General features: G+C 71.2%; 18 protein-coding genes. 8 read left to right on the top strand and 10 right to left on the bottom strand.

What is annotated here, in order from left to right; translation table 11 throughout:
• Positions 1-277: 277 nt before the first annotated feature.
• From GGQ91_RS26265 to GGQ91_RS26235, 7 genes are all read right to left on the bottom strand, one after another.
• The gene (locus GGQ91_RS26265; protein WP_043352561.1) at positions 278-1,519 is read right to left on the bottom strand and encodes a cytochrome P450; all 1,242 of its coding nucleotides are present in this window, start codon (positions 1,517-1,519) and stop codon (positions 278-280) included.
• Positions 1,512-2,837 carry an FAD-dependent oxidoreductase gene (locus GGQ91_RS26260; protein WP_182593182.1) on the bottom strand — a complete coding sequence of 442 codons (1,326 nt, stop codon included), beginning with the start codon at positions 2,835-2,837 and terminating at the stop codon, positions 1,512-1,514. The genes GGQ91_RS26265 and GGQ91_RS26260 overlap by 8 nt, the downstream gene beginning before the upstream one ends.
• Positions 2,834-3,073, bottom strand: coding sequence for a ferredoxin (locus GGQ91_RS26255; protein WP_043385300.1), 240 nt, complete (start codon positions 3,071-3,073; stop codon positions 2,834-2,836). The genes GGQ91_RS26260 and GGQ91_RS26255 overlap by 4 nt, the downstream gene beginning before the upstream one ends.
• On the bottom strand, positions 3,070-4,380 hold the full coding sequence (locus tag GGQ91_RS26250; protein WP_182593181.1) for a glycosyltransferase: 1,311 nt from the start codon (positions 4,378-4,380) through the stop codon (positions 3,070-3,072). The genes GGQ91_RS26255 and GGQ91_RS26250 overlap by 4 nt, the downstream gene beginning before the upstream one ends.
• 289 nt (positions 4,381-4,669) lie before the next feature.
• Positions 4,670-5,302: a TPM domain-containing protein gene (locus tag GGQ91_RS26245; RefSeq protein ID WP_043352558.1), complete on the bottom strand. Its 633-nt coding sequence runs from the start codon at positions 5,300-5,302 to the stop codon at positions 4,670-4,672.
• Positions 5,292-6,086 carry a TPM domain-containing protein gene (locus GGQ91_RS26240; protein WP_182593180.1) on the bottom strand — a complete coding sequence of 265 codons (795 nt, stop codon included), beginning with the start codon at positions 6,084-6,086 and terminating at the stop codon, positions 5,292-5,294. The genes GGQ91_RS26245 and GGQ91_RS26240 overlap by 11 nt, the downstream gene beginning before the upstream one ends.
• A gap of 22 nt (positions 6,087-6,108) precedes the next feature.
• Positions 6,109-6,744, bottom strand: a complete 636-nt coding sequence (locus GGQ91_RS26235; RefSeq protein WP_043352562.1) for a LemA family protein — start codon at positions 6,742-6,744, stop codon at positions 6,109-6,111.
• Between the two features lie 226 nt (positions 6,745-6,970).
• Between GGQ91_RS26235 and GGQ91_RS26230 the strand changes: the two genes are divergently transcribed.
• From GGQ91_RS26230 to GGQ91_RS26210, 5 genes are all read left to right on the top strand, one after another.
• Positions 6,971-7,345 (top strand): hypothetical protein, encoded by a 375-nt coding sequence (locus GGQ91_RS26230; protein ID WP_043385305.1) that lies wholly within the window; start codon positions 6,971-6,973, stop codon positions 7,343-7,345.
• A gap of 27 nt (positions 7,346-7,372) precedes the next feature.
• On the top strand, positions 7,373-8,293 hold the full coding sequence (locus GGQ91_RS26225; protein ID WP_043352554.1) for a LysR substrate-binding domain-containing protein: 921 nt from the start codon (positions 7,373-7,375) through the stop codon (positions 8,291-8,293).
• 100 nt (positions 8,294-8,393) lie between these two features.
• On the top strand, positions 8,394-9,587 hold the full coding sequence (locus tag GGQ91_RS26220) for a CoA transferase (RefSeq protein ID WP_182593179.1): 1,194 nt from the start codon (positions 8,394-8,396) through the stop codon (positions 9,585-9,587).
• A complete protein-coding gene (locus GGQ91_RS26215; RefSeq protein ID WP_043352552.1) occupies positions 9,584-10,510 on the top strand; it encodes a hydroxymethylglutaryl-CoA lyase in 927 nt (308 codons plus the stop codon). Before GGQ91_RS26220 ends, GGQ91_RS26215 begins: the two co-directional genes overlap by 4 nt.
• Positions 10,511-10,792: 282 nt before the next feature.
• Positions 10,793-12,121, top strand: coding sequence for an MFS transporter (locus tag GGQ91_RS26210; protein WP_043352551.1), 1,329 nt, complete (start codon positions 10,793-10,795; stop codon positions 12,119-12,121).
• Between the two features lie 32 nt (positions 12,122-12,153).
• On the opposite strand, the gene GGQ91_RS26205 is transcribed toward GGQ91_RS26210, so the two are convergent.
• On the bottom strand, positions 12,154-12,501 hold the full coding sequence (locus tag GGQ91_RS26205; RefSeq protein ID WP_182593178.1) for a helix-turn-helix domain-containing protein: 348 nt from the start codon (positions 12,499-12,501) through the stop codon (positions 12,154-12,156).
• 35 nt (positions 12,502-12,536) lie between these two features.
• Complete coding sequence (locus tag GGQ91_RS26200) at positions 12,537-12,731, bottom strand: hypothetical protein (RefSeq protein ID WP_182593177.1); 195 nt, start codon at positions 12,729-12,731, stop codon at positions 12,537-12,539.
• Between the two features lie 566 nt (positions 12,732-13,297).
• Between GGQ91_RS26200 and GGQ91_RS26195 the strand changes: the two genes are divergently transcribed.
• Both GGQ91_RS26195 and GGQ91_RS26190 read left to right on the top strand, forming a co-directional pair.
• Positions 13,298-13,672 (top strand): Ros/MucR family transcriptional regulator, encoded by a 375-nt coding sequence (locus GGQ91_RS26195; RefSeq protein ID WP_269466598.1) that lies wholly within the window; start codon positions 13,298-13,300, stop codon positions 13,670-13,672.
• A 3-nt stretch (positions 13,673-13,675) separates the two neighbouring features.
• Positions 13,676-13,924, top strand: a complete 249-nt coding sequence (locus tag GGQ91_RS26190; RefSeq protein WP_043385309.1) for a hypothetical protein — start codon at positions 13,676-13,678, stop codon at positions 13,922-13,924.
• Positions 13,925-14,003: 79 nt separating this feature from the next.
• Here the strand turns inward: GGQ91_RS26190 and GGQ91_RS26185 are convergent, their stop codons facing one another.
• Entirely contained in the window at positions 14,004-15,632 is a 1,629-nt protein-coding gene (locus tag GGQ91_RS26185; protein ID WP_075380853.1) for an inorganic phosphate transporter, read from the bottom strand.
• A 431-nt stretch (positions 15,633-16,063) separates the two neighbouring features.
• Here GGQ91_RS26185 and GGQ91_RS26180 point away from each other — a divergent pair, with 431 nt between their 5' ends.
• Positions 16,064-19,261 carry an autotransporter family protein gene (locus GGQ91_RS26180; RefSeq protein WP_182593176.1) on the top strand — a complete coding sequence of 1,066 codons (3,198 nt, stop codon included), beginning with the start codon at positions 16,064-16,066 and terminating at the stop codon, positions 19,259-19,261.
• Positions 19,262-19,297: the final 36 nt, after the last annotated feature.

The following is a 19,297-nucleotide window of genomic DNA, read 5'->3' as shown; positions in this document are numbered from 1 at the left end:
CTTTCGGGAATGCGGCCGGCTCGGCCGCCTTCCGGGTAAAGCCGTCGGCGGTACGGCCAAGTTCCCCGGGATCGCGTTTGGGAATCGCCTCGCCGACAGCCGAACCCTCGGGCCGCTGGGCCGCAGCGTTGTGGCCACCGACACGTTCAGGGCCGTCGATCTCACGCTGGGCGGGGCTGCTGGACCGGCTCAGGATGAGAGGTTTACAAATGTTTCACGTGAAACAGCGGTGTTCACCGCCCTTTTACGGTTCGAGACGGTGCCAGGTCTGCCTGCCTCAGGCGATCCCGTCGATGCCGATGGGGAGCTGCTCCGGACCGCGCAGGGACGCGCCCGGGCGATAGGGGGGCGGATCCTGCGGCAGACGCGGGGCGATCAGGCGGCGGCTCAGCGCCACCAGGGCGATCTCGGCCTCGATCCGCGCCAGAGGCGCGCCGACGCAATAATGCAGGCCGCCGCCGAAGCCGAAATGCTCGATATCGGACCGGTCCGGATCGAAGCGGTCGGGGGCGTCGAACCGGGCCGGATCGCGGTTCGCGGCGGCGAAGAGCAGGATCACGGGCGCGCCCTTCGGGATCGTCTCGCCGGCCACCGTGATCGCGCCGAGGGCCTTGCGGGTCCGGAAATGCACCGGCGGTTCGTAGCGCAGAACCTCCTCGATCAGGCGGGGGGCACGTTCTGGATCGGCGCGGAGCCGCTCCAGCTGCTCGGGATGCCGGAGCAGGGTCAGCATGGCGTTGGTGATGAGGTTCACGGTGGTTTCGTGGCCTGCCACCAGCAGAAGGACCGCCGTCGACAGGAGATCGAAATCGCTCAGCTGCTTGCGGCCGTCCGGACCGGGCGCGGCCAGACCGCTCAGCATGTCGTCGGTCGGGCGCCGCCGCTTCTCGCGGATGAGGTCGCGCATATAGGCGGCGATCTCGTCGAAGGCCCCGACGATCTTGCGGCGGGTCGCGTCGTCGTGGCGCGCGTCCGGCTCCACCGCGGTGGCGAGCTGCGTCGCCCAGGCCTGGAACCGCGGCTCGTCCTCCCGCGGAACGCCGAGCAATTCGCAGATCACCGTCACCGGCAGGGGATAGGAGAGATCGCTGACGAGGCAGACCTCCCGGCGTCCCCGACATGTATCGATCAGGGCGTCCACCTCGCGGGCGATCCTTGGCCGCAGGGCCTGCACGCGCGCGATCGAGAATTCCCGCATGACGAGGCTGCGCAGCCGGTCATGGTCCGGCGGGTCGCGGAAGATGAACGGTCGGTGCGTGGCGCTGATGCGGTTCTTGATCGGATTGAGGATCAGGTCCTTGAGCGGGTTGCCGGTGCGCGGACGCCGGGGCGGCGGAAGATCCTCGGAACTGAGCCGCGGATCGAACAGCAATCCGCGGATCGCCGCGTGCGTGGAGACGACGTAGCTGCCGTCGCGCTGGCGGGAGACCGGCCGCTGCCGCAACCGGGCATAGAGCGGGTACGGATCGGCCCGGTTTGCCGGATCCATCACGGCGGCGAACAATGCGTCGTCAGACATCGACGGTCTCGGTGGATGGGCGCGCCGGGGCGGCTTGGCGCGGAGACGGGAAGCCCGGGGCGGCGGTCTGAACGCGCGGCTGGTCGGTGGCGTCGATGATCGGCGGGAAGGCGGCGCCGGCCGTGATCGCCTCCGCGTAGGCGGGCAGCCAGCGGGCCTGATCGAACGAGACGGCCGCGATGCTGCGCCCGGCCCGGCCGTACACGGCGAGAAAGCGCCGGGAGGACCGAGACCCCTGCACCACCGCGACGGAATCAGCGCCCTCGGGAAGCCCGATCACCTTGACGTTGATCCCGAACTGGCTCGACCAGAAGGCCGGCAGGTGCGCGTAGGGGCGCTGGTCGCCGGGGCCGGCCAGCATGTTGCGCGCGGCGTGGGCCGCCTGCTCGACGGCGTTGCCCCAGTGCTCCACCGCGATCAGGCGATCGCCGTAGAGCGGGATCGGCCACCGGGCGACGTCGCCGGCGGCGTAGATGTCCGGGCAGGGCGCCCCGTCGGCGTCGAGGACCCGGCAGGCCGCGTCGCAGGTCACCCCGCCGGCATCCGCCTTCAGGCCCGCGCCCCGCAGCCAGCCTGTCGCCCGGGTCGCCCCCAGGGCCGCGATGACGAGGTTGGTCTCGATCGTGCTGCCGTCGGCCAGTCGGGCCCGTGCCACATGCCCCGCCGCATCGCCCTCGAAGGCGCGCACCATCGTGTTGGGCCGGAACGCCGCGCCGGCGTCGCGCAGGCACGCCGCGATCACCCCGCCGACGAAGCTTCCCAGGCCTCGAGCCAGGGGCGCCGGATTCGGATCCACGAGGGTCACGGGCAGGCCGAGATCGCGCAGGCACGACGCCGCCTCGCAGCCGATCAAGCCGCCGCCCACGATGAGCACCTGGCGCGGGCGGGAAACCAGGGCCTCCCGGAGAGCCGCGGCATCGTCGCGCCCGCGCAGGGTGAAGAGACCGGCGAGCCCGCCGCCGGTCTCGGCCGGCCAGGGCCGGGCCTCGGCGCCGGTGGCGATGAGGAGGGCCTCGTAGGCCAGGACCGACCCGTCGGCGAGCCGAAGGGTGCGGGCCGCCCGATCGAGGGAAATGGCCGGGCTTCCGAGGCGCCAGCGGGCGTGGAGGTCGGTCAGTTCCGGCAGCCGGGTGGCGTCGGCGGCGAGTTCCCCGGCGAGCACGTGCTTCGACAGGGGCGGGCGGTCGTAGGGGCGGTGCGGCTCGGCGCCGACCAGGGTGAGCGGGCCGTCATAGCCGCCCCGCCGCAGCGCCTCGGCGCCGCGCAGGCCGGCGAGGGATGCCCCGACCACGACGATGCCGGCGGGTTCGGGGGTCACGGGGCGTCTCCGTCATCCGGGCCGGCCTGGAGGCTGATGGCGCGGACCGGGCAGGCCTCGACGGCCCGCTCGACGGCGCCGCGCCGGTCGGCCGGCGGCGCAGGATCGTAGAACAGTATCTCATGGCCGCGGATGGCGAAGGCCTCCGGTGCGGCGTAGCAGCACTGGGCGTAGCCCTGGCAGCGGTTGAGGTCGACGACGACCCGGAGCGCCCCGGCGCCGGCGGCCGGCTTCATGCCGACCTCGCGAGACGGCCTGCGCCGCCGGCACCTGACCGTGCGAGGTCGTCCACCGCCGTCAGGATGGAGGCCATGGCGTCCCGGGCCGCGAAGGCGTCCCGCAGCGCCCCGGCGCGCGTCCGGAAGCCGGGCTCGTCGAGCACGCGCCCCACCGCGGCGCCGATGGCCTCCGGGCTCGGTGCGTTGGTCCCGAGGTTGATCCCGACGCCGGACCAGCCGATGCGCGCGTTCACCTCGGCCTTGTCCTCGGTCAGGCCGGCCGACACGATCGGCACGCCGGCGGCGAGGGCCTGCGAGACGCTCCCATAGCCGCCGTTGGTGACGAGCACGCTCACCCGCGGCAGCAAGTCCCGGAACGGCAGGAAGCACGACACCCGGGCATTGGCCGGGACCGGACCCGTCAGCGCGTCCACGGGACGGCCGCCGGTGGTGGCCAGGACCAGCAGATCGTCCCGGTCGGCCAGGGCCGCGAGGGTCGGCTCGACCAGCTCGCCGAAATCCGCGTTGGCCAGCGTTCCCTGGGTGACCAGCACGACGGGCCGGCCCGCCGCGTTCGCCTGTTCCAGCTCGGGCCACCAGTCCGGAAGCGGCGCGGGCGGCGTCGGCGGCTGGAGCAGGCCGATGAAGCGGAGGCCGGAGGGCAGGGTGCCGTAATCGTACTCGAAGCCCGGCACGGTCGGCTGCAGGAACAGGTCCGGCAGGATCACGATGGAATGCGGCAGCGAGGCCGGCAGCGGCGGCAGGCCGAGCCGCGCGAGCGTCGCGTCGGTATAGGCCCGCACCGGGTTGACGAAGGCCGCGTCCATGCCGGCCTTGAGGCTGGCATAGCGGACCAGGTCGTCCCGGTCGCGGGCCGGGGGCAGGCCGAGGCCCACGGGCGCGTGGTCGGGCCGGTCGAGGAACAGGAAGCTGACGTTGACGGTCACGATGGGCGGCCGCGGCGCGGTATCGAGGAGCAGCGGCAGCACCCCGAGGAACATGCTGCCGGCCAGGATCACGTCGGGGGCCTCGGCGGCGATCAGCGCCCGCAGGGCGGCGGCCTGGACCGGCATGGGATCCACGAAGCGGCGCTCGAATTCCCGGCGGTAGCGCTCCGGGCCGGCGGGCAGTTCGGTCTCGCGGTACGCGGCCGCATGATGGTCCGCGTAGGGCGTGAACCGCAGACCCGCCGCCTCCACCTTCCGCCGGAAGGCCGGGTCGGTGAGAACGAGGACGTCGTCCCCCCGGGCAGCAGCCGTCCGCCCGATGGCGAGGAGCGGGTTCACGTGGCCGGTGAGCGGCGTCGCGGCGATCAGGATCTTCATCACGGCCTCTTCGAGCGCAGCCGGTCGAGCCGGCGGCGCTTCGGATCAGGGTGCCGGCGCCTTCATGCGCAGCGGCCCCGTGGCCCCCGACGCGCCGGACTCACAGGGGGAATCGCAGCCGGGCCTGCGCAGTTACACAACCGGAGGGTGCTTCGTGCGGCACCGCACCATCGCACCCGGCCGAACAACCGCGCAAGATCCGAATGTCGGATGCCACGAGGCGCGCGCGGCCTGTCCAAGGCAGGGGCGCACCGGCCGTGGCGGCCATCCTCGGCGGACCGGAAAGCCGTCAGTCGACCACGACCACCCGGTTCGGCAACTCGTCCGGGTCGCCGGGCTCCGCGGGGAGATGTTCCGCCAGGCAGGCGCCGACACGCTCGACCGCCGCCGTCAGGCCATCCTCGACGGCGCCGCGACCGAGGGCCGGGACCAGCTCGGCGAGGATCCCGTCCCAGGCGGTGGGCGGGATCTCCCGGAGGACGCCGAGATCGGTGACGATCTCCGCGTGCCGCTCGGCGAGCGACAGGTAGAGCAGTACGCCGGTGCGGCGGCGCGTCAGGCTCAGGCCCCGGGACCAGAAGGCCCGGCGGGCGGCCTCCCGGGCGCGGGCCCGGCGCAGCTGGCGCGGCACGAGGGCCATGCGCAGCCGCTCGTTCTGGCTTGCGACGAGGATCGCGGCCACGAGGGCCGCCTGCGCCAGCAGGATCGACGCGGCGCTCCAGGCCGTCAGGGCGATCAGCGGCCAGGGCAGGAGCAGCGCCGCCGCCAGGGTCGCGAGCAGGATCACGGAGCGATAGGCGCCGGCGCGCCGGCTGACCATCACGACGATCTCGCCGGATGTCCCGGCTTCCGCCCGGGCCACCGCGCGGGCGAGTCGCGCCCGCGCCTCCGACGTCAGAACATCCGCGCGTCTACCAGTCACCGGAGGCTCCTCCGCCGCCCGACGAGCCGCCGCCGCCGGAAAAACCACCGTCGAAACCCCCCGACGATCCGCTGTCCGAGAAGCCGCCGCCCCATCCGCCCGAGCCGGGGCCCGGCAGGATGACGAGGCCGCCGCCCCGCCCCGTTCTTCCGCTCCGGCTCATGCGCCAAGCGACGAAGAGCACGATCAGGAACAGGGCGATGAAGACCGCGACCTGGGCGGGATCGACCTCGTCGGCCCGCACCTGCGGCTTGCGTTGCCATTCCTGCGCGTCGCCCGACAGGATCGACAGGATGCCGTCGACGCCGGCATTGAGGCCGCCGAAATAATCGCCGGTCTTGAAGCGCGGGGTGATGGCGCTGGCGATGATGACCTTGGACAGGGCGTCGGTCAGCGCCCCCTCCAGGCCGTAGCCGACCTCGATCCGGACCTTCCGCTCGCTCGGCGCCACGAGCAGCAGGACGCCGTTGTTGGTCTTGGCCTGCCCGAGCTTCCAGTCCCGGAACAGGCGGTTGGCGTAATCCTCGACGGTCGTGCCCTGCAGGTTCGGAACCGTTGCAACGACCACTTGGTCCGAGGTCTTGTCCTCGTGCGCCTTCAGCTTGGCGTCCAGCGTGCCGCGCTGCTCCGGGGTGAGGATGCCGGCCGCGTCGATCACGCGGCCGGTCAGCGCCGGGAAGGTCAGCTCGGCCGCCAGCGCCCCGATCGCGTAGACCGTCAGGCAGGCTGCCAGGACGGCGAGCGACAGGGCGAGGCGCGCCCGGACGGGCATGGTCCGCCCCATGGTCCGCCCCCTGTGCCGCACCCTAGAACTTCACGTTCGGCGGCCGGTCGGCGTTCGGCGTCGCCGTGAAGGTCTCCATCGGCTTGGCGTCGGGATACAGGATCGCCGCGATCCAGCGGCCCGGGATCGTGCGCACCTCGGTGTTGTAGGCCTGGACGGCGGTGATGTAGTCGCGCCGTGCCACCGCGATGCGGTTCTCCGTGCCCTCGAGCTGGGATTGCAGGGCGAGGAAGTTCTGGTTCGACTTGAGGTCGGGATACTTCTCCACCGTCACCAGCAGGCGGCCGAGCGCCCCAGAGAGCTGGTTCTGGGCGTCCTGATACTCCTTGAACTTCTGCGGATCGCTGACCGTGGAGGCGTCGACCTTCACGCTGGAGGCCTTGGCGCGGGCCTCGGTGACCCCGATCAGCACGTCCTTCTCCTGCTGGGCGTAGCCCTTCACGGTCTCGACGAGGTTGGGGATCAGGTCGGCCCGGCGCTGGTACTGGTTCTGCACCTCGCTCCAGGCGGATTTGGCCTGCTCCTGCAGCGTCGGCACCCGGTTGACCGCCCCGCAGCCGGAGAGGCCCGCGGCCACCAGGATCACCGAGAGCACGCCGAAAAGGCGCGCCGCAGGCGATGTCCGGCGCCCCGCACCGGCCGTCAGCGTCGTTCCCATATCGTCCCCCATCTGCCGGCCGAGACTCGGCCGCTTGATCACGAACACGAGAGATAAGCGCCGGAACCGCCAAGGTAAGGTCCCCGCGTCCTCGGCCTTGTAGGATTGTGGTGTTGCCCGGTAAGGGCGTCGGCAACGGACCGGGTCGGCGCACGTTCGGACCTCGGGTCGATCATTGGGTCGATCATCGGGTGGACCCATCGGCGCGGCGCCGCGGAGACCGGGAATGGATGCAGCACTCGCCGATCACGTCCGGGCCGCCAGCGCCGCCGCGCGGCGCCACGCCCTGGCGTACCGGGCGCCCTCCGGCAAGGACGCGCTGCCCTGGTCGATCATCGAGGCGTTCGACGCCCGGGTCCGCGGTCACCTCGCCCGCGACCCGCGGATCGAGGACGAACGCGACCGGGTCCTGATCGCCGCGGTGAAGCTTGCCGAGACGCCGGTCGAGGAGGGCGAGGAGAGCATCGCCGAGGCGCGCGCCCATCTCGTCGACGCGATCGACTACCTGGAACAGGCGGTGCTGCGGCTCGGCCTCGTCAACCGGGAGGGGGCCAAGGCCGGTCTCGGCACCTACGGCCAGCCGGTCGGATCCCGCGACTGACGGCACGCCTGACCGAGCCGTCACCGGATGTCCGCCGACCTGCCCGCGGCCGCAACCCTCAGCCGCCTCGACCTGAAGACCCTCCGGCTGTTCGCGGCCATCTGCGCGGAGGGGACCCTGAACGGCGCGGCCCGCCGGGCGGCGATCGCGCCCTCGGCGGTGAGCAAGCGCCTCGCCGAGCTGGAGCACGCGCTGGGCTGCACCCTGCTCACCCGCGAGCCGCGCGGCATGCGGCTCACGCCGGCGGGCGAGACCCTGCTGCACCACACCCGCCGGATGCTGGCGAGCGCCGAGCAGATCGCCCTGGAACTCGCCGAGCACGCCCGGGGCGTGCGCGGCTTCGTGCGGGTGCTCGCCAACCTCTCGGCCATCGTGGAATTCCTGCCCGAGGACCTGCAGGCCTTCCTGGCGGCGCAGGCCGGGATCCGGGTCGACCTCGAGGAGCGCCCGAGCGGCGGCGTCGTGGCTGGCGTCGAGGAGGGACTCGCCGATCTCGGCCTCTGTGCCGACAACACCGACACCCGCAGCCTCACCGCCTACCCGTACCGGAGCGACCGCCTCGTCCTGGTGATGCCCGTCGGGCATCCGTTGAGCCGCCGCGGCGCCGTCGCCCTGGCCGATACCCTCGACTACGACCATGTCGGGCTGCACGCGGAGAGTTCGATCTACGCCGCCCTGCGCGACGAGGCCCGGCGCCTCGGCCGGCCCCTGCGTCTGCGCATGCACGTCCCGAGCTTCGACGCCATCTGCCGGATGGCGCAGGTCGGCCTGGGTCTCGGGACCGTCCCGGAACATGTCTACGCCCTGCTCGGACCGCCGATGCGGCTCGCCGCGGTGCCGCTCACCGATCCCTGGGCGGCGCGCACGCTGCGCCTCGTGGTCCGGCCCGGACCGGTATCCCCGGCGGCGGCGCTCCTCTTGGACCATCTCCGGGCCGCCGGGCGCTGAGTCTGCGTTCTCCGCTCGCGAACGCACGATGATGCATGGCGTTTGGACTTCGCGGCGGGAACGGCCGTATTTTCCAGGCAACCAAAGATGGAGGAAAGCCGTGTCCGGTCCGCTCAGCGGTATCCGCGTTCTCGAGCTTGGTCAGCTGATCGCCGCGCCCTTCGCCACGCGGCTGATGGCCGAATTCGGCGCGGAGGTCATCAAGGTCGAACCCCCGGGTGAGGGTGATCCCCTCCGGAAGTGGCGCAAGATGCACGAGGGCACCTCGCTCTGGTGGTACCTGCAGTCGCGCAACAAGAAGTCGATCGCGGTCAATCTGAAATCTCCGGATGGCCTCGACATCGTCAAGCAGCTCGCCAAGAGCGCCGATGTCGTGGTCGAGAACTTTCGGCCCGGCGGTCTGGAGAAGCTCGGGCTGGGCTGGGACGTGCTCTCGGCGCTCAACCCCAACCTCGTGATGGTCCGCATCTCGGGCTACGGCCAGACCGGGCCCTACCGCGACCGGCCCGGCTTCGGCGCCATCGGCGAGTCGATGGGCGGCATCCGCTTCACCACCGGCAGCCCGGAGGCTCCGCCGGCGCGGGTCGGCGTCAGCATCGGCGACACCCTGGCCTCGCTCCACGGCGTCATCGGCGCGCTGATGGCCCTGCTGCGGGTCAAGACCGGACAGGGCGCGGGCCAGGTCATCGACGTCTCGCTCGTCGAGAGCGTGTTCAACGTGATGGAGAGCCTCGTTCCCGAATACGACCTGCTGGGCGAGGTCCGCACCCGCACCGGCGGCGCCCTGCCGGGCATCACCCCGTCGAACACCTATCCGACGCGGGACGGCGGCTACGTGGTCATCGCCGGCAACAGCGACCCGATCTTCCGCCGCCTGATGACGGCGATCGGCCGGCCCGACCTCGCCGACGACCCGGCCCTGCGCAACAACGAGGGCCGCTCGCAGCAATCCGCGATGCTCGACGGCACCATCGCCGACTGGTCGAAGACCAAGACCGTCGACGAGGCGCTCGCCGTCCTCGACGCCGCCGACGTGCCGGCCGGCCGGATCTACTCGGTGGCCGACATCGTGGCCGATCCGCACTACCAGGCGCGCGACATGATCCTGCAGGCGGAACTGCCCGGCGGGACCGCGGTGAAGATGCCCGGCATCGTGCCGAAGCTCTCCGACACGCCCGGCGAGGTCCGCTGGCAGGGGCCGGCGCTGGGCGCCCACACCGATTCCGTGCTCGCCGAGCTCGGTCTCGACCCGGCGCGCATCGCCGCGCTGCGCGAGAAGGGAGCCGTGGCATGAGCGGCGACACGCTGATCGTCCAGGAAGTCGCCACCCGCGACGGCTTCCAGATCGAGCCGGTCTTCGTGCCGACGGCGGAGAAGATCCGCCTGATCGACGCCCTGGCGGCGGCCGGCTTCAGCCGGATCGAGGTCTCCTCCTTCGTCTCGCCGAAGGCCGTGCCGGCGCTCGCCGACGCAGCCGAGGTCTTTTCCGGGATTCGGCGCCGGCCCGGGACCGTTTACGTCGCCCTGGTGCCGAACCCGAAGGGCGCCGAGCGGGCGCTCGCCGCCAAGGTCGACGAGATCAACCTCGTCGCCTCCGTGAGCGAGACCCACAACCGCGCCAACATGGGCATGAGCCCGGCCGACTCGATCGCCGGCTTCGCCCGGATCATGGATTCGGTGCGCGGCGCCCCGGTCAGCACCAACGCCACGGTGGCGACCGCCTTCGGCTGCCCGTTCGAGGGCGACCAGCCGGTCGACAAGGTCGTCGCGCAAGTGGAGCGCTACCTGTCCCTCGGCATCGACGGGGTGACGCTGGCCGACACCACCGGCATGGCCAATCCCCGGCAGGTGGGCCGCCTGGTCGCGCGGGTCCTGCCGCTGGTCGGCCCCGGGCGCCTGACGCTCCATTTCCACAACACCCGCGGCCTCGGCCTCGCCAACGTGCTGGCTGCCTACGACGCGGGCGCCCGCCGCTTCGACGCGGCGCTCGGGGGCCTCGGCGGCTGCCCGTTCGCGCCCGGCGCCACCGGCAACATCTGCACCGAGGATCTCGTCAGCATGGCCCACGAGATGGGCGTGCCGACGGGCCTCGACCTTCCGGCGCTGATCGGCCTGTCGCGGGATCTGCCCCGCCTCGTCGGCCACGACGTGCCCGGCCAGGTCGCCAAGGCCGGACGCCCCTGCGATCTCCACCCGGCGCCGGCCAAGGCCGCTTGAGAGTGCGTTGACCCTGCGGCCGCGATCCCGCGCCACGCGAGGGAGATCCCGGTCGCGCCCTCATCCTGAGGTGCCGGAGCGCAGCGGAGGCCTCGAAGGAGGTCTCCAGGCATCGCGCTTCGGACTGGAGGGCTCCTTCGAGACGGCTTCGCCGCACCTCAGGATGAGGGCGCGGGTTGGAGGAGCCCAGTCGAACAGGCTCTGAGCTCACCCGGGGCAAGCCGCCCGTCCGAAGGCGGCGCCCCCCACCACGTGTCCAAAAACAACAACACGGAGGAAACCATGACCGCAGCCCTGTCGGGTTCGCCGGCCGCCGTCGAGGCCGGTGCGGTGACGGAGACGAGCGTCGTCCGCAAGGTCGCGTGGCGGCTCATGCCGCTGATCATGATCTGCTACATGTTCGCGTTCTTCGACCGCATCAACATCAGCTTTGCCAAGTTCCAGCTCCAGAGCGACCTCGGCTTCAGCAACGTCGCCTACGGGCTCGGCGCGAGCATGTTCGTCGTCGGCTACGTGATCTTCGAGGTGCCCTCGAACCTGATGCTGTACCGGGTCGGGGCGCGCCGGTGGATTGCCCGGATCATGATCTCCTGGGGCATCGCCACCGCGCTGATGATCTTCATCCGCAGCGAGTGGCACTTCTACGCCCTGCGCTTCGTGATCGGCGCCATGGAGGCGGGTTTCGCGCCGGGCATCCTCTACTACCTGACCCTGTGGTTCCCGGCCTCGCATCGCGGGCGGATCACCAGCTTCATGTTCGTGGCCTCGGCCTTCTCGGGCATCTTCGGCGCGCCGGTGGCGGGCCTCATCCTCGGTGGCCTCAACGGCGTCGGCGGCCTTGCCGGCTGGCAATGGCTGTTCCTGGCGGGCGGCCTGCCCTGCCTCGTCCTCGGCCTGCTCGTGCTGACGCGCCTCGACGACCGGATCGCCGACGCCCGCTGGCTCTCGGAGCCCGAGAAGGCGCTCCTGTCCAGCCGCATCGCCCACCACAACCGCGAGATCGGCGACCATTCGCTCCTCGGGGCGATCCGGCAGCCGGGCTTCCTGATGATCGCGCTGATCTACTTCCTGCTCCAGATCGGCTCGTATGGCCTCAACTTCTGGGGGCCGGACCTGATCAAGACCGCGAGCGGCGGCCAGGCGGCCTCGGTGGGCTTCCTCACGGCGATTCCCTACATCTGCGGCGCGATCAGCATGGTCGTGATCGGGCGTCTCTCCGACGCCTCTGGCGAGCGGCCGAAATTCGTCGCGGGCCTCGCCATCACGGCGGCGCTCGGCTTCTTCGGCGCCGGCCTGTTCGACAAGCACATCGTGCCGCTGATGTTCGCCCTGGCCCTGCTGGGCGCCGGCATCGTCGCCTCGATCCCGACCTTCTGGACGCTGCCGGCCAAGCTCGTCACCGGCGTCGGCGCGGCGGGCGGGATCGCGCTGATCAACACGCTGGGCCAGTTCGGCGGCATCGTCAGCCCGGTGATGGTCGGCTGGGTGAAGGACCTGACCGGCTCGACGACGCCGGCCCTGTATGGCATCGGGGTGCTCTGCCTCGTCGCCGCCGGGCTCGCGCTCTTCGCCATGCCGGCGAGCCTGCGCCGGAGCGACAGGGCGGCCTGATCCGGCCGCATCGGGCGTCCCGGGCCGACGAGCTACGGGACGCCCACCAGGGCCGCCTGCCGATACGCGCGGGGCGCTGCCCCGTGGCGCTCCTTGAAGCGGCGGACGAAGTGGGCTTGGCCGGCGAAGCCGCAGCCGCAGGCGAGCAGGCCGATCGACAGGTGCGCGCAGGCCGGATCGGCCAGCCGCCGGGCGGCGGTTTCCAGATGGGCCTCGGCGCGCTGGACCACGACGCTGCCGTTGACGGGCTGGGACACCTCCCGGACCAGCCGCTCCGAGAGACCGGCGATGATCAAGTCGATGCCGATCTCCGTCATGCGCGCGGCTGCGGCTGCCCCGAGCCGGTCGCGGACACGGATCAGCTCGCTGAAGACGCTCATTGCCAGGCTTGCGGATGCGCGATCGGCGCCGACGGTCAGGGCCGTGTAGAGCCGGGCCGGTCCGAGCCGCGATCCAGACGGTCGCGCGGCACATCCAGGATCCGGCGACTGTCCGTCTCCGTCATCACCACCAACGGCTGACGGTCGACCACGACGAGGGAGCGGATCTCCGCGCGTTCCCGCTTGGCCGCAAAGGGCTTTGCTTGGAGCGTCCGAAGCTCAACCGTCATGAGGGGGTCGGAGATGATCTCCCGTCACCGTCGGACGCTGTCCTGCGCTGGAAGACCGGCGGTTGAGAACTGAGTCTGCACGGATCGATCTCCGCGACACCGGGATGGGGTGTAAGAGGGCTGTCGGCTGCGGGACGTCGTCGGGCGGAGCAGATCCCGCACGGCCGTGCCCGGACCCGGCAGACGGCACCGGTGAGCCGTCCCGGGCTGGAGCCCGACAGGCGGCTGCCGACGCCGAAAATGAGTTCGGATGCCGATCTTCGCGGCCGAAAACAGTGAATGCCGCGGTAACCAATTCGAGGATCGGTCGCCCTGCGCGACGGATCAAAAAACCTCGCGCTCACGGACAAACCCCGGCCCGCTCATATTGTATATTATCTGCAACCTCAAGAATTGGCGCGATATCAACTTGAGGTAGCAATTCTCCGGCTTTCGATCCGGCACCCTGATCAACGTCTGCGGTCTCGGTTAACCCCGACCGGCAGTCGTGGATCAGGCGCATGGTGCCAGGCCTTTCAATGGTGATGTCTCCTATGGATAACCTCAGCGCAGCCCGTTCAACGTTCATGTTGGAGAAGGTCGGCGCCATAGTCGCCGCCTACGTCTCGCGCAACGCGATCGACGTCGGGGCCCTGCCGGCTCTCATCGACCAAGTGCATTCGGCGATCGCAGTCCTCCGCCGCGACCCGTCGGGTTCGGGGGCAGGCGGCCTGAGCCAGGAGCAGGTCGACGCCTCGATCCAGGAAGCGGGCCTGATCAGCTTCATCGACGGCCGCGCCTACCAGACCCTGAAGCGCCACCTGACCGCCCACGGCCTCACGCCCGAGCGGTACAGGGCCAAGTACGGCCTGCCGGCCGATTACCCGATGGTCGCCCCGGGCTATGCGGCCCGGCGTTCCGAGATCGCCCGGGCGATCCAGCTCGGCCACAAGGCGGGGTGAGTGATGGTGCCCGCCTCGTCCCCGGGTCCCGCCCGGACCCACAAGCCTCCCCCCGGGGCGGCCTCGAAGGATGCGCTGTATCGCATCGCCGGGATTCTCGACGTGCCGGTGGCGAGCTTCTTCCCGGATGCCGACCGGCCCGACGCGGCCATCGCCCAGGCGGCCGACCTCGTCTCGGCGTTCGTGGCGATCGAGAATCCGGCCGCGCGCCGGACCTGCCTGGCCTTCGTGCGGGCGATGGCGGGTTCCTGAGGGGGCCGACGGAAGCCGGAGACCGGGCTGCTCCCCATGGGATGACGCCCGGTCTCCGGCCAGCCGGCCAGACGCCGGATCAGAACATGTGGCGCAGGAGGTAGAACAGCACGGCCGCGAGGGTGATCGCCGCCGGCAGGGTCAGGATCCAGGCGAGTGCCATGTTGCGCACGGTGGCCATCTGCAGGCCCGAGCCGTTGGCCGCCATCGTCCCGGCGACACCGGATGACAGGATGTGGGTGGTCGAGACCGGCAGGCCGTAGAGTTCGGCCAGCCCGATCGTGCCGGCCGCGACGATCTCCGCCGAGGCACCCTGCGCGTAGGTCAGGTGGGTCTTGCCGATCTTCTCGCCCACCGTGACGACGATGCGTTTCCAGCCGACCATGGTGCCGAGGCCGAGGGCGAGGGCGACGCAGACCTTGACCCAGCCCGGGATGTAGCGCGTGCCGTCGTTGAGCAGGCCCGCGTAGCGCTTGAGGGTCGCCTTGTCGGCCTCCGAGAGATCGGCCCCGGAGCCCGGCAGCACGCGCACCGCGTCGGCGGCGAGGTACATGTCGCTGCGCAGGTTCTGGGTCTGGGCGGCCGGCACCGTGCGGATCGCGCCGTAATTCTTCACGCTGGCGGCAATGTCGTTCGCGAGCGCCGCCAGCGCGGCGTAGACGGGCGGCGCGTTCAGGTCCTTGGTCTTCAGCGCTTCCGTCACGGTCCGGCGCGCGGCGGCGGCGTCCGGCACCTCCGCGCCGGGCGCCCGGGCGGAGAACACCGCGCCCGCCGCCGTCGAAGCCTGCACGAAGGCGGGCGTCGTGTCGTCCGCCATGGTGCGGTTGAGCGCGTAGGCAGTGGGGGCGGCGCCGATCAGGATCAGCATGATCAGGCCCATGCCCTTCTGCCCGTCGTTGCCGCCGTGGAAGAACGAGACCAGCGTGCAGGTGAGGATCAGCAGGCCGCGGATCCACAGGGGCGGCGGCGCTTCGCCCTTCGGCGCCGCGTAGAGATCCTTGCGGCGCACCGCGAATTTCAGGGCGAGCAGCAGCAGCGCCGCCAGCACGAAGCCGCAGACCGGCGAGAACAGCAGCGCCTTGAAGACGTTGAGGGCCTGGCTCCAGTCGACGCCCGCGGTGCCGTCGCCGCCGTTCATCAACTGGTTGGCGAGGCCGACGCCGAGCACCGAGCCGATCAGCGCGTGGGACGAGGAATTAGGCAGCCCGAACGCCCAGGTTCCGAGGTTCCAGAGGATCGCCGCCAGCAGCAGCGCGAAGATCATCGCGTAGCCCGCATGCGAGCCGACATTGAGGATCAGCTCCACCGGCAGCAGCGTCACGATGGCGTAGGCCACGGCGCCCGAGGAGAGCATCACGCCGAGGAAGTTGAAGACGCCCGACCAGATCACCGCGACGAGCGGCGGCATCGAGTGGGTGTAGATCACCGTGGCGACCGCATTGGCGGTGTCGTGGAAGCCGTTCACGAACTCGAAGGCGAGGGCGATCAGCAAGGCGAGGCCGAGCAGCGCGAAGGCGCCGTAGGCGAGGGGCGCCTCGCCGACGGCGTTCATGTCCGCGATCAGGCTCACCACCGCGTAGCCGAGGCCCGCCACCAGCACGAGGAGGAAGGCGACCACCCCGCCGAGATGCAGTCCGTGGTCGAGGCGCGGGCCCCCTACCTGCCGGCCTGCGACCGCCCCCGACGGCGCCACGGCGGAATCGGACATGAACCCTCGCGCGGAATCATTCGTGATGGTGAGCCGGGATTAAAATGTGCCCGTGACGGTCGGGTGACGTCGATCCCGCGTCCAGCCTCGCGCAACGGCATCCGGCCGAAGCGATTTGCGGGATTTCGTCCCGTCCCCAGTGTCCGGGCCGTCCCAGTGTTCGGGCCGCCGAGGATGGGCGGTCTGTGCCGGGCCCGTTGCGATGACGGACGGCCATCGCCCCGATCCTCATGTCATGACGGCACGCGCTACAAGGTTAAGACGAAGATGAGTCATGATATGATTTGCGCCGGCAAAGTTTTGATCCTGTTGCTGACAGGATACAAATGTAAGCTTTTAGATTTGTGACTGGATTATGACGAAGGCGAGCGCGTAGAGTTCGCTAAATCTCCGGCTCGCAGGCTGAATCGCCGCGCGCTTTGGGGGTTGGCATGACATTTCGATATGGCGTCTCGATCGTGGCCTTGGCGGTCGCTGCCTTCGGACCGGGCGCGCAGGCACAGACGGCCAACACGACCGCTTCGGACGTCAACGTCCTCAATCTGCTGGCGCCGTACCTGACGCTCAATACGACGGCGACCGGTCAGCAGACGCTGCAGCTCAACCTGGCGCAGTCGATCGCGATCAACAACGCCGCGGGGCTCGCCCAGCAGCAGCTCGCGATCAGCGACAAGAACCTGCTGGGCTCGGCGCGCAACGACCTGTCCTCGGCCGGGCTCGGGACATACGGCGTGGCTGCAAATCTCGCGGGCGGCCTGCCGGCCCAGACGCCGATCAACGGCATCGTTCCGCAACAGCTCGTCGGCGGCCTGGGTGCCCAGCTCGGCCCGATCTACCAGCGCGGGGTCGAGCAGGGCGCGAGCGGACCCCTGGGCAGCGTGGTCAATCTGCTGGCCGGTGCCTACGGTTTCACAGGCAACAACCTGGGCGTGGCCAAGAACTACTATGCCAACGGCGCGGCCAACAATCCGAGCGTGACCCCGGCCAACTACGTGGCGGTGCCGGCCGTGGCGCCGGCGGGCTACAGCCTGCCCACCGCCAACGGGCTGCCGAACACGATCAACAGCGTCTACGACCTCGCCTACGGCGTGACCAACACGCAAGCCGGCCAGGATGTCTACGGCTCCTCGCGGCCCGTCCAGGCGGCGCCGGCCCGGTTCAACACCTTCGACCCGACCGCGCTCAACGGCATCGCCACGAACCCGTCCTTTCCGAGCGGGCACACCACCTACGCGTTCACCGACGGCATCCTGCTCGCGATGCTGGTGCCGCAGCAATACCAGAGCATGCTGGCCCGGGCGGCCGACTACGCCAACAGCCGCATCGTCCTGGGCGTGCACTACCCCCTGGACATCATCGGCGGACGGGCGCTCGCCACCTACGACCTCGCCCAGGCCTTCACCAACCCGGCCTATATCAACAACGCCGCGGTGACTGGCACGGCGATCAACCTGCCCGCCCAGTTCGTGGCGGCCCAGAGCCAGCTGCAGGCCTACCTCGCCGCCCAGTGCGGCAACACCGTCGCCGCCTGCGCGGGCAGCGCCGCCAACGCGGCCGGGAATTCCTACGTGCCGTCGGCCGGTAACCAGGCTGCCTACCAGCAACGCCTCACCTACGGCCTGCCGACCCTCAGCTTCGCCCAGGCGCCCCGCGAGGCGGCTCCCGCCGGCGGGCCGGACGCCTCGATCCTGCTCGCACCGCTCTACGGCGGATCGACCGCCGCCGCGCGGACCCTCGCGCCCAACGGCGGCCTCTACGGCCAGCTCGCCACCAGCACGATCAACCAGATCCTGGTCAACACCGAGACCAACGCGCTGGCCGCCTTCTACGGCAGCCCCCTGAGCTATTGGAGCCGCCTCGACCTCTATGCGGCCGCCGGGTATTTCGGGAACGTCACCGGCACCCTGCGCATGGACGCCACCGACCGCCTCGGCATCGATGTCGGCATCGGACAGGGCGGCGCGCTCTACGCCAACGGCACCATCGCGGGGACTGTCTTCGTGGGCGCCGGCGGCCTGCTCGGCGGCTCCGGCACGGTGGGCGGGATCGGCGCGCTCTCGGGGGGCACCGTGTCTCCCGGCAATTCCATCGGCACGCTCACCGTCGCCGGCAATGCCGCCTTCGCGGCCGGCTCGACCTACCGGGTCGAGGCCAACGCCGCCGGCCAGGCCGACCGCATCGCCGCCACCGGCAGCGCCACCCTGTCGGGCGGCACCGTCCAGGTGCTGGCCGCCTCGGGCGCCTACAACCCGCGCACCACCTACACGATCCTCTCCGCCGCCGGCGGCGTCTCGGGCCAGTTCGCCGGCGTGACCGCGAACCTCGCCTTCCTCAGCCCGGGCCTGCGCTACCGGACCGACGCGGTCGACCTGACCCTCACCCGCAACGACGTGCCGTTCGCCGCGTCAGCCACCAGCCGCAACGGCATGGCGGCGGCCAACGCCGTCCAGGCGGCCGGCCCGGGCCGGCTCTTCGACGCGGCGGTCGCCTTCACCACGGCCGAGGCCGGCAACGCCTTCCGGGCGCTGGCGGGCGACATCCATGCCGGCACCGTGTCCACCGCCTACGAGACCGCGTTCTTCGTGCGCGAGGCGGTGCTCGACCGCCTGCGCTGGGGCAGCCCCGGCACCGGCCTCGATTACGGCACCCTGCCGGCCGCCTACGCGGCCGACCTGCCGGGGCGCCAGCCGGTGGTGGCGGGCGTGCCGGTGCGGACGCTCGACCCGCAGGTGTTCGGGCTCTGGGGCCAGGGCTTCGGCGCCTTCGGCACGGCCGAGGGCGGCGGCAACGCGTTCAACCTCGACCGGCAGATCGCCGGCTTCGCGGCGGGCGCGGATGTCCGCGTGTCGAACGGGCTGCGCGTCGGCGTGGTCGGCGGCTACACGGAGGCGTATCTCGACAGCGCCGGCCGGACGGGCGGCACGAGCCGGGCGGAGAGCGCCACGCTCAAGAGCGGCTTCGGCGGCCTGTATGGCGGCTATGAGGTCGGGCCGTTGTCGGTGCGGCTGGGAGCGCTCTACGCCGGGACCGACACGCGCACCCGGCGGGCGGTGCTGTACGGGCTGTCGGACACGCTGAGCGGCCATGGCGGCGGCTATACGGTGCAGGGCTTCGGCGAGATCGGCTGGAGGATCGCGCTCGGCCAGCCGGCTCCGGCGGCTCTGGTGTCGAGGGACGGCGTCGCGGTGCCGGTGCCGCCGGTGGCCTCCTACGTCGAGCCGTTCGTCGGCGGGGCGTATGTCGGCATCCGGCGGGACGCCTTCGCGGAGACCGGGGGCGCGGCGGCGCTGGCGAGCGTCGCGCGGGACTACGATCTGGGCGCGGCGACCGTGGGGGTGCGGGCGCAGACGGGCCTGGAGCTGGGGTTGGGTCTTCCGGTGACGCTGCGGGGTCTGGTCGGCTACCGGCGGGCCTTCGGCGACGTGGTGCCGACGGCCCTGCTGCGGTTCGGCACGGGCCCGGCCTTCCTGAGCGCGGGCGTGCCGATCGACCGGGACGCGCTGGTGGCGCAGGTCGGGCTCGATCTGGCGGTGGCGCCGAACGCGAGCCTGGGCGTGGCCTATACCGGCCAGACCGGCGCCCGCGCCCAGGATCAGGCCGTGAAGGGCACCTTCACCCTCCGGTTCTGAACACGCCGGACGACGTCGCCTCTGTCACACGCCTGA

Source organism: Methylobacterium fujisawaense (assembly GCF_014138435.1).
Lineage (GTDB): Bacteria > Pseudomonadota > Alphaproteobacteria > Rhizobiales > Beijerinckiaceae > Methylobacterium > Methylobacterium fujisawaense.
This window is presented reverse-complemented; position numbering and strand designations above follow the sequence as displayed.

Coding starts and splice junctions, on each gene's coding strand:
- GGQ91_RS26265 (WP_043352561.1), bottom strand. CDS start 1,519: ATGTCTGACGACGCATTGTTCGCCGCCGTGATGGATCCGGCAAACCGG.
- GGQ91_RS26255 (WP_043385300.1), bottom strand. CDS start 3,073: ATGAAGCCGGCCGCCGGCGCCGGGGCGCTCCGGGTCGTCGTCGACCTC.
- GGQ91_RS26250 (WP_182593181.1), bottom strand. CDS start 4,380: ATGAAGATCCTGATCGCCGCGACGCCGCTCACCGGCCACGTGAACCCG.
- GGQ91_RS26240 (WP_182593180.1), bottom strand. CDS start 6,086: ATGGGGCGGACCATGCCCGTCCGGGCGCGCCTCGCCCTGTCGCTCGCC.
- GGQ91_RS26235 (WP_043352562.1), bottom strand. CDS start 6,744: ATGGGAACGACGCTGACGGCCGGTGCGGGGCGCCGGACATCGCCTGCG.
- GGQ91_RS26230 (WP_043385305.1), top strand. CDS start 6,971: ATGGATGCAGCACTCGCCGATCACGTCCGGGCCGCCAGCGCCGCCGCG.
- GGQ91_RS26225 (WP_043352554.1), top strand. CDS start 7,373: ATGTCCGCCGACCTGCCCGCGGCCGCAACCCTCAGCCGCCTCGACCTG.
- GGQ91_RS26215 (WP_043352552.1), top strand. CDS start 9,584: ATGAGCGGCGACACGCTGATCGTCCAGGAAGTCGCCACCCGCGACGGC.
- GGQ91_RS26210 (WP_043352551.1), top strand. CDS start 10,793: ATGACCGCAGCCCTGTCGGGTTCGCCGGCCGCCGTCGAGGCCGGTGCG.
- GGQ91_RS26205 (WP_182593178.1), bottom strand. CDS start 12,501: ATGAGCGTCTTCAGCGAGCTGATCCGTGTCCGCGACCGGCTCGGGGCA.
- GGQ91_RS26200 (WP_182593177.1), bottom strand. CDS start 12,731: ATGACGGTTGAGCTTCGGACGCTCCAAGCAAAGCCCTTTGCGGCCAAG.
- GGQ91_RS26195 (WP_269466598.1), top strand. CDS start 13,298: ATGTTGGAGAAGGTCGGCGCCATAGTCGCCGCCTACGTCTCGCGCAAC.
- GGQ91_RS26190 (WP_043385309.1), top strand. CDS start 13,676: ATGGTGCCCGCCTCGTCCCCGGGTCCCGCCCGGACCCACAAGCCTCCC.
- GGQ91_RS26185 (WP_075380853.1), bottom strand. CDS start 15,632: ATGTCCGATTCCGCCGTGGCGCCGTCGGGGGCGGTCGCAGGCCGGCAG.
- GGQ91_RS26180 (WP_182593176.1), top strand. CDS start 16,064: ATGACATTTCGATATGGCGTCTCGATCGTGGCCTTGGCGGTCGCTGCC.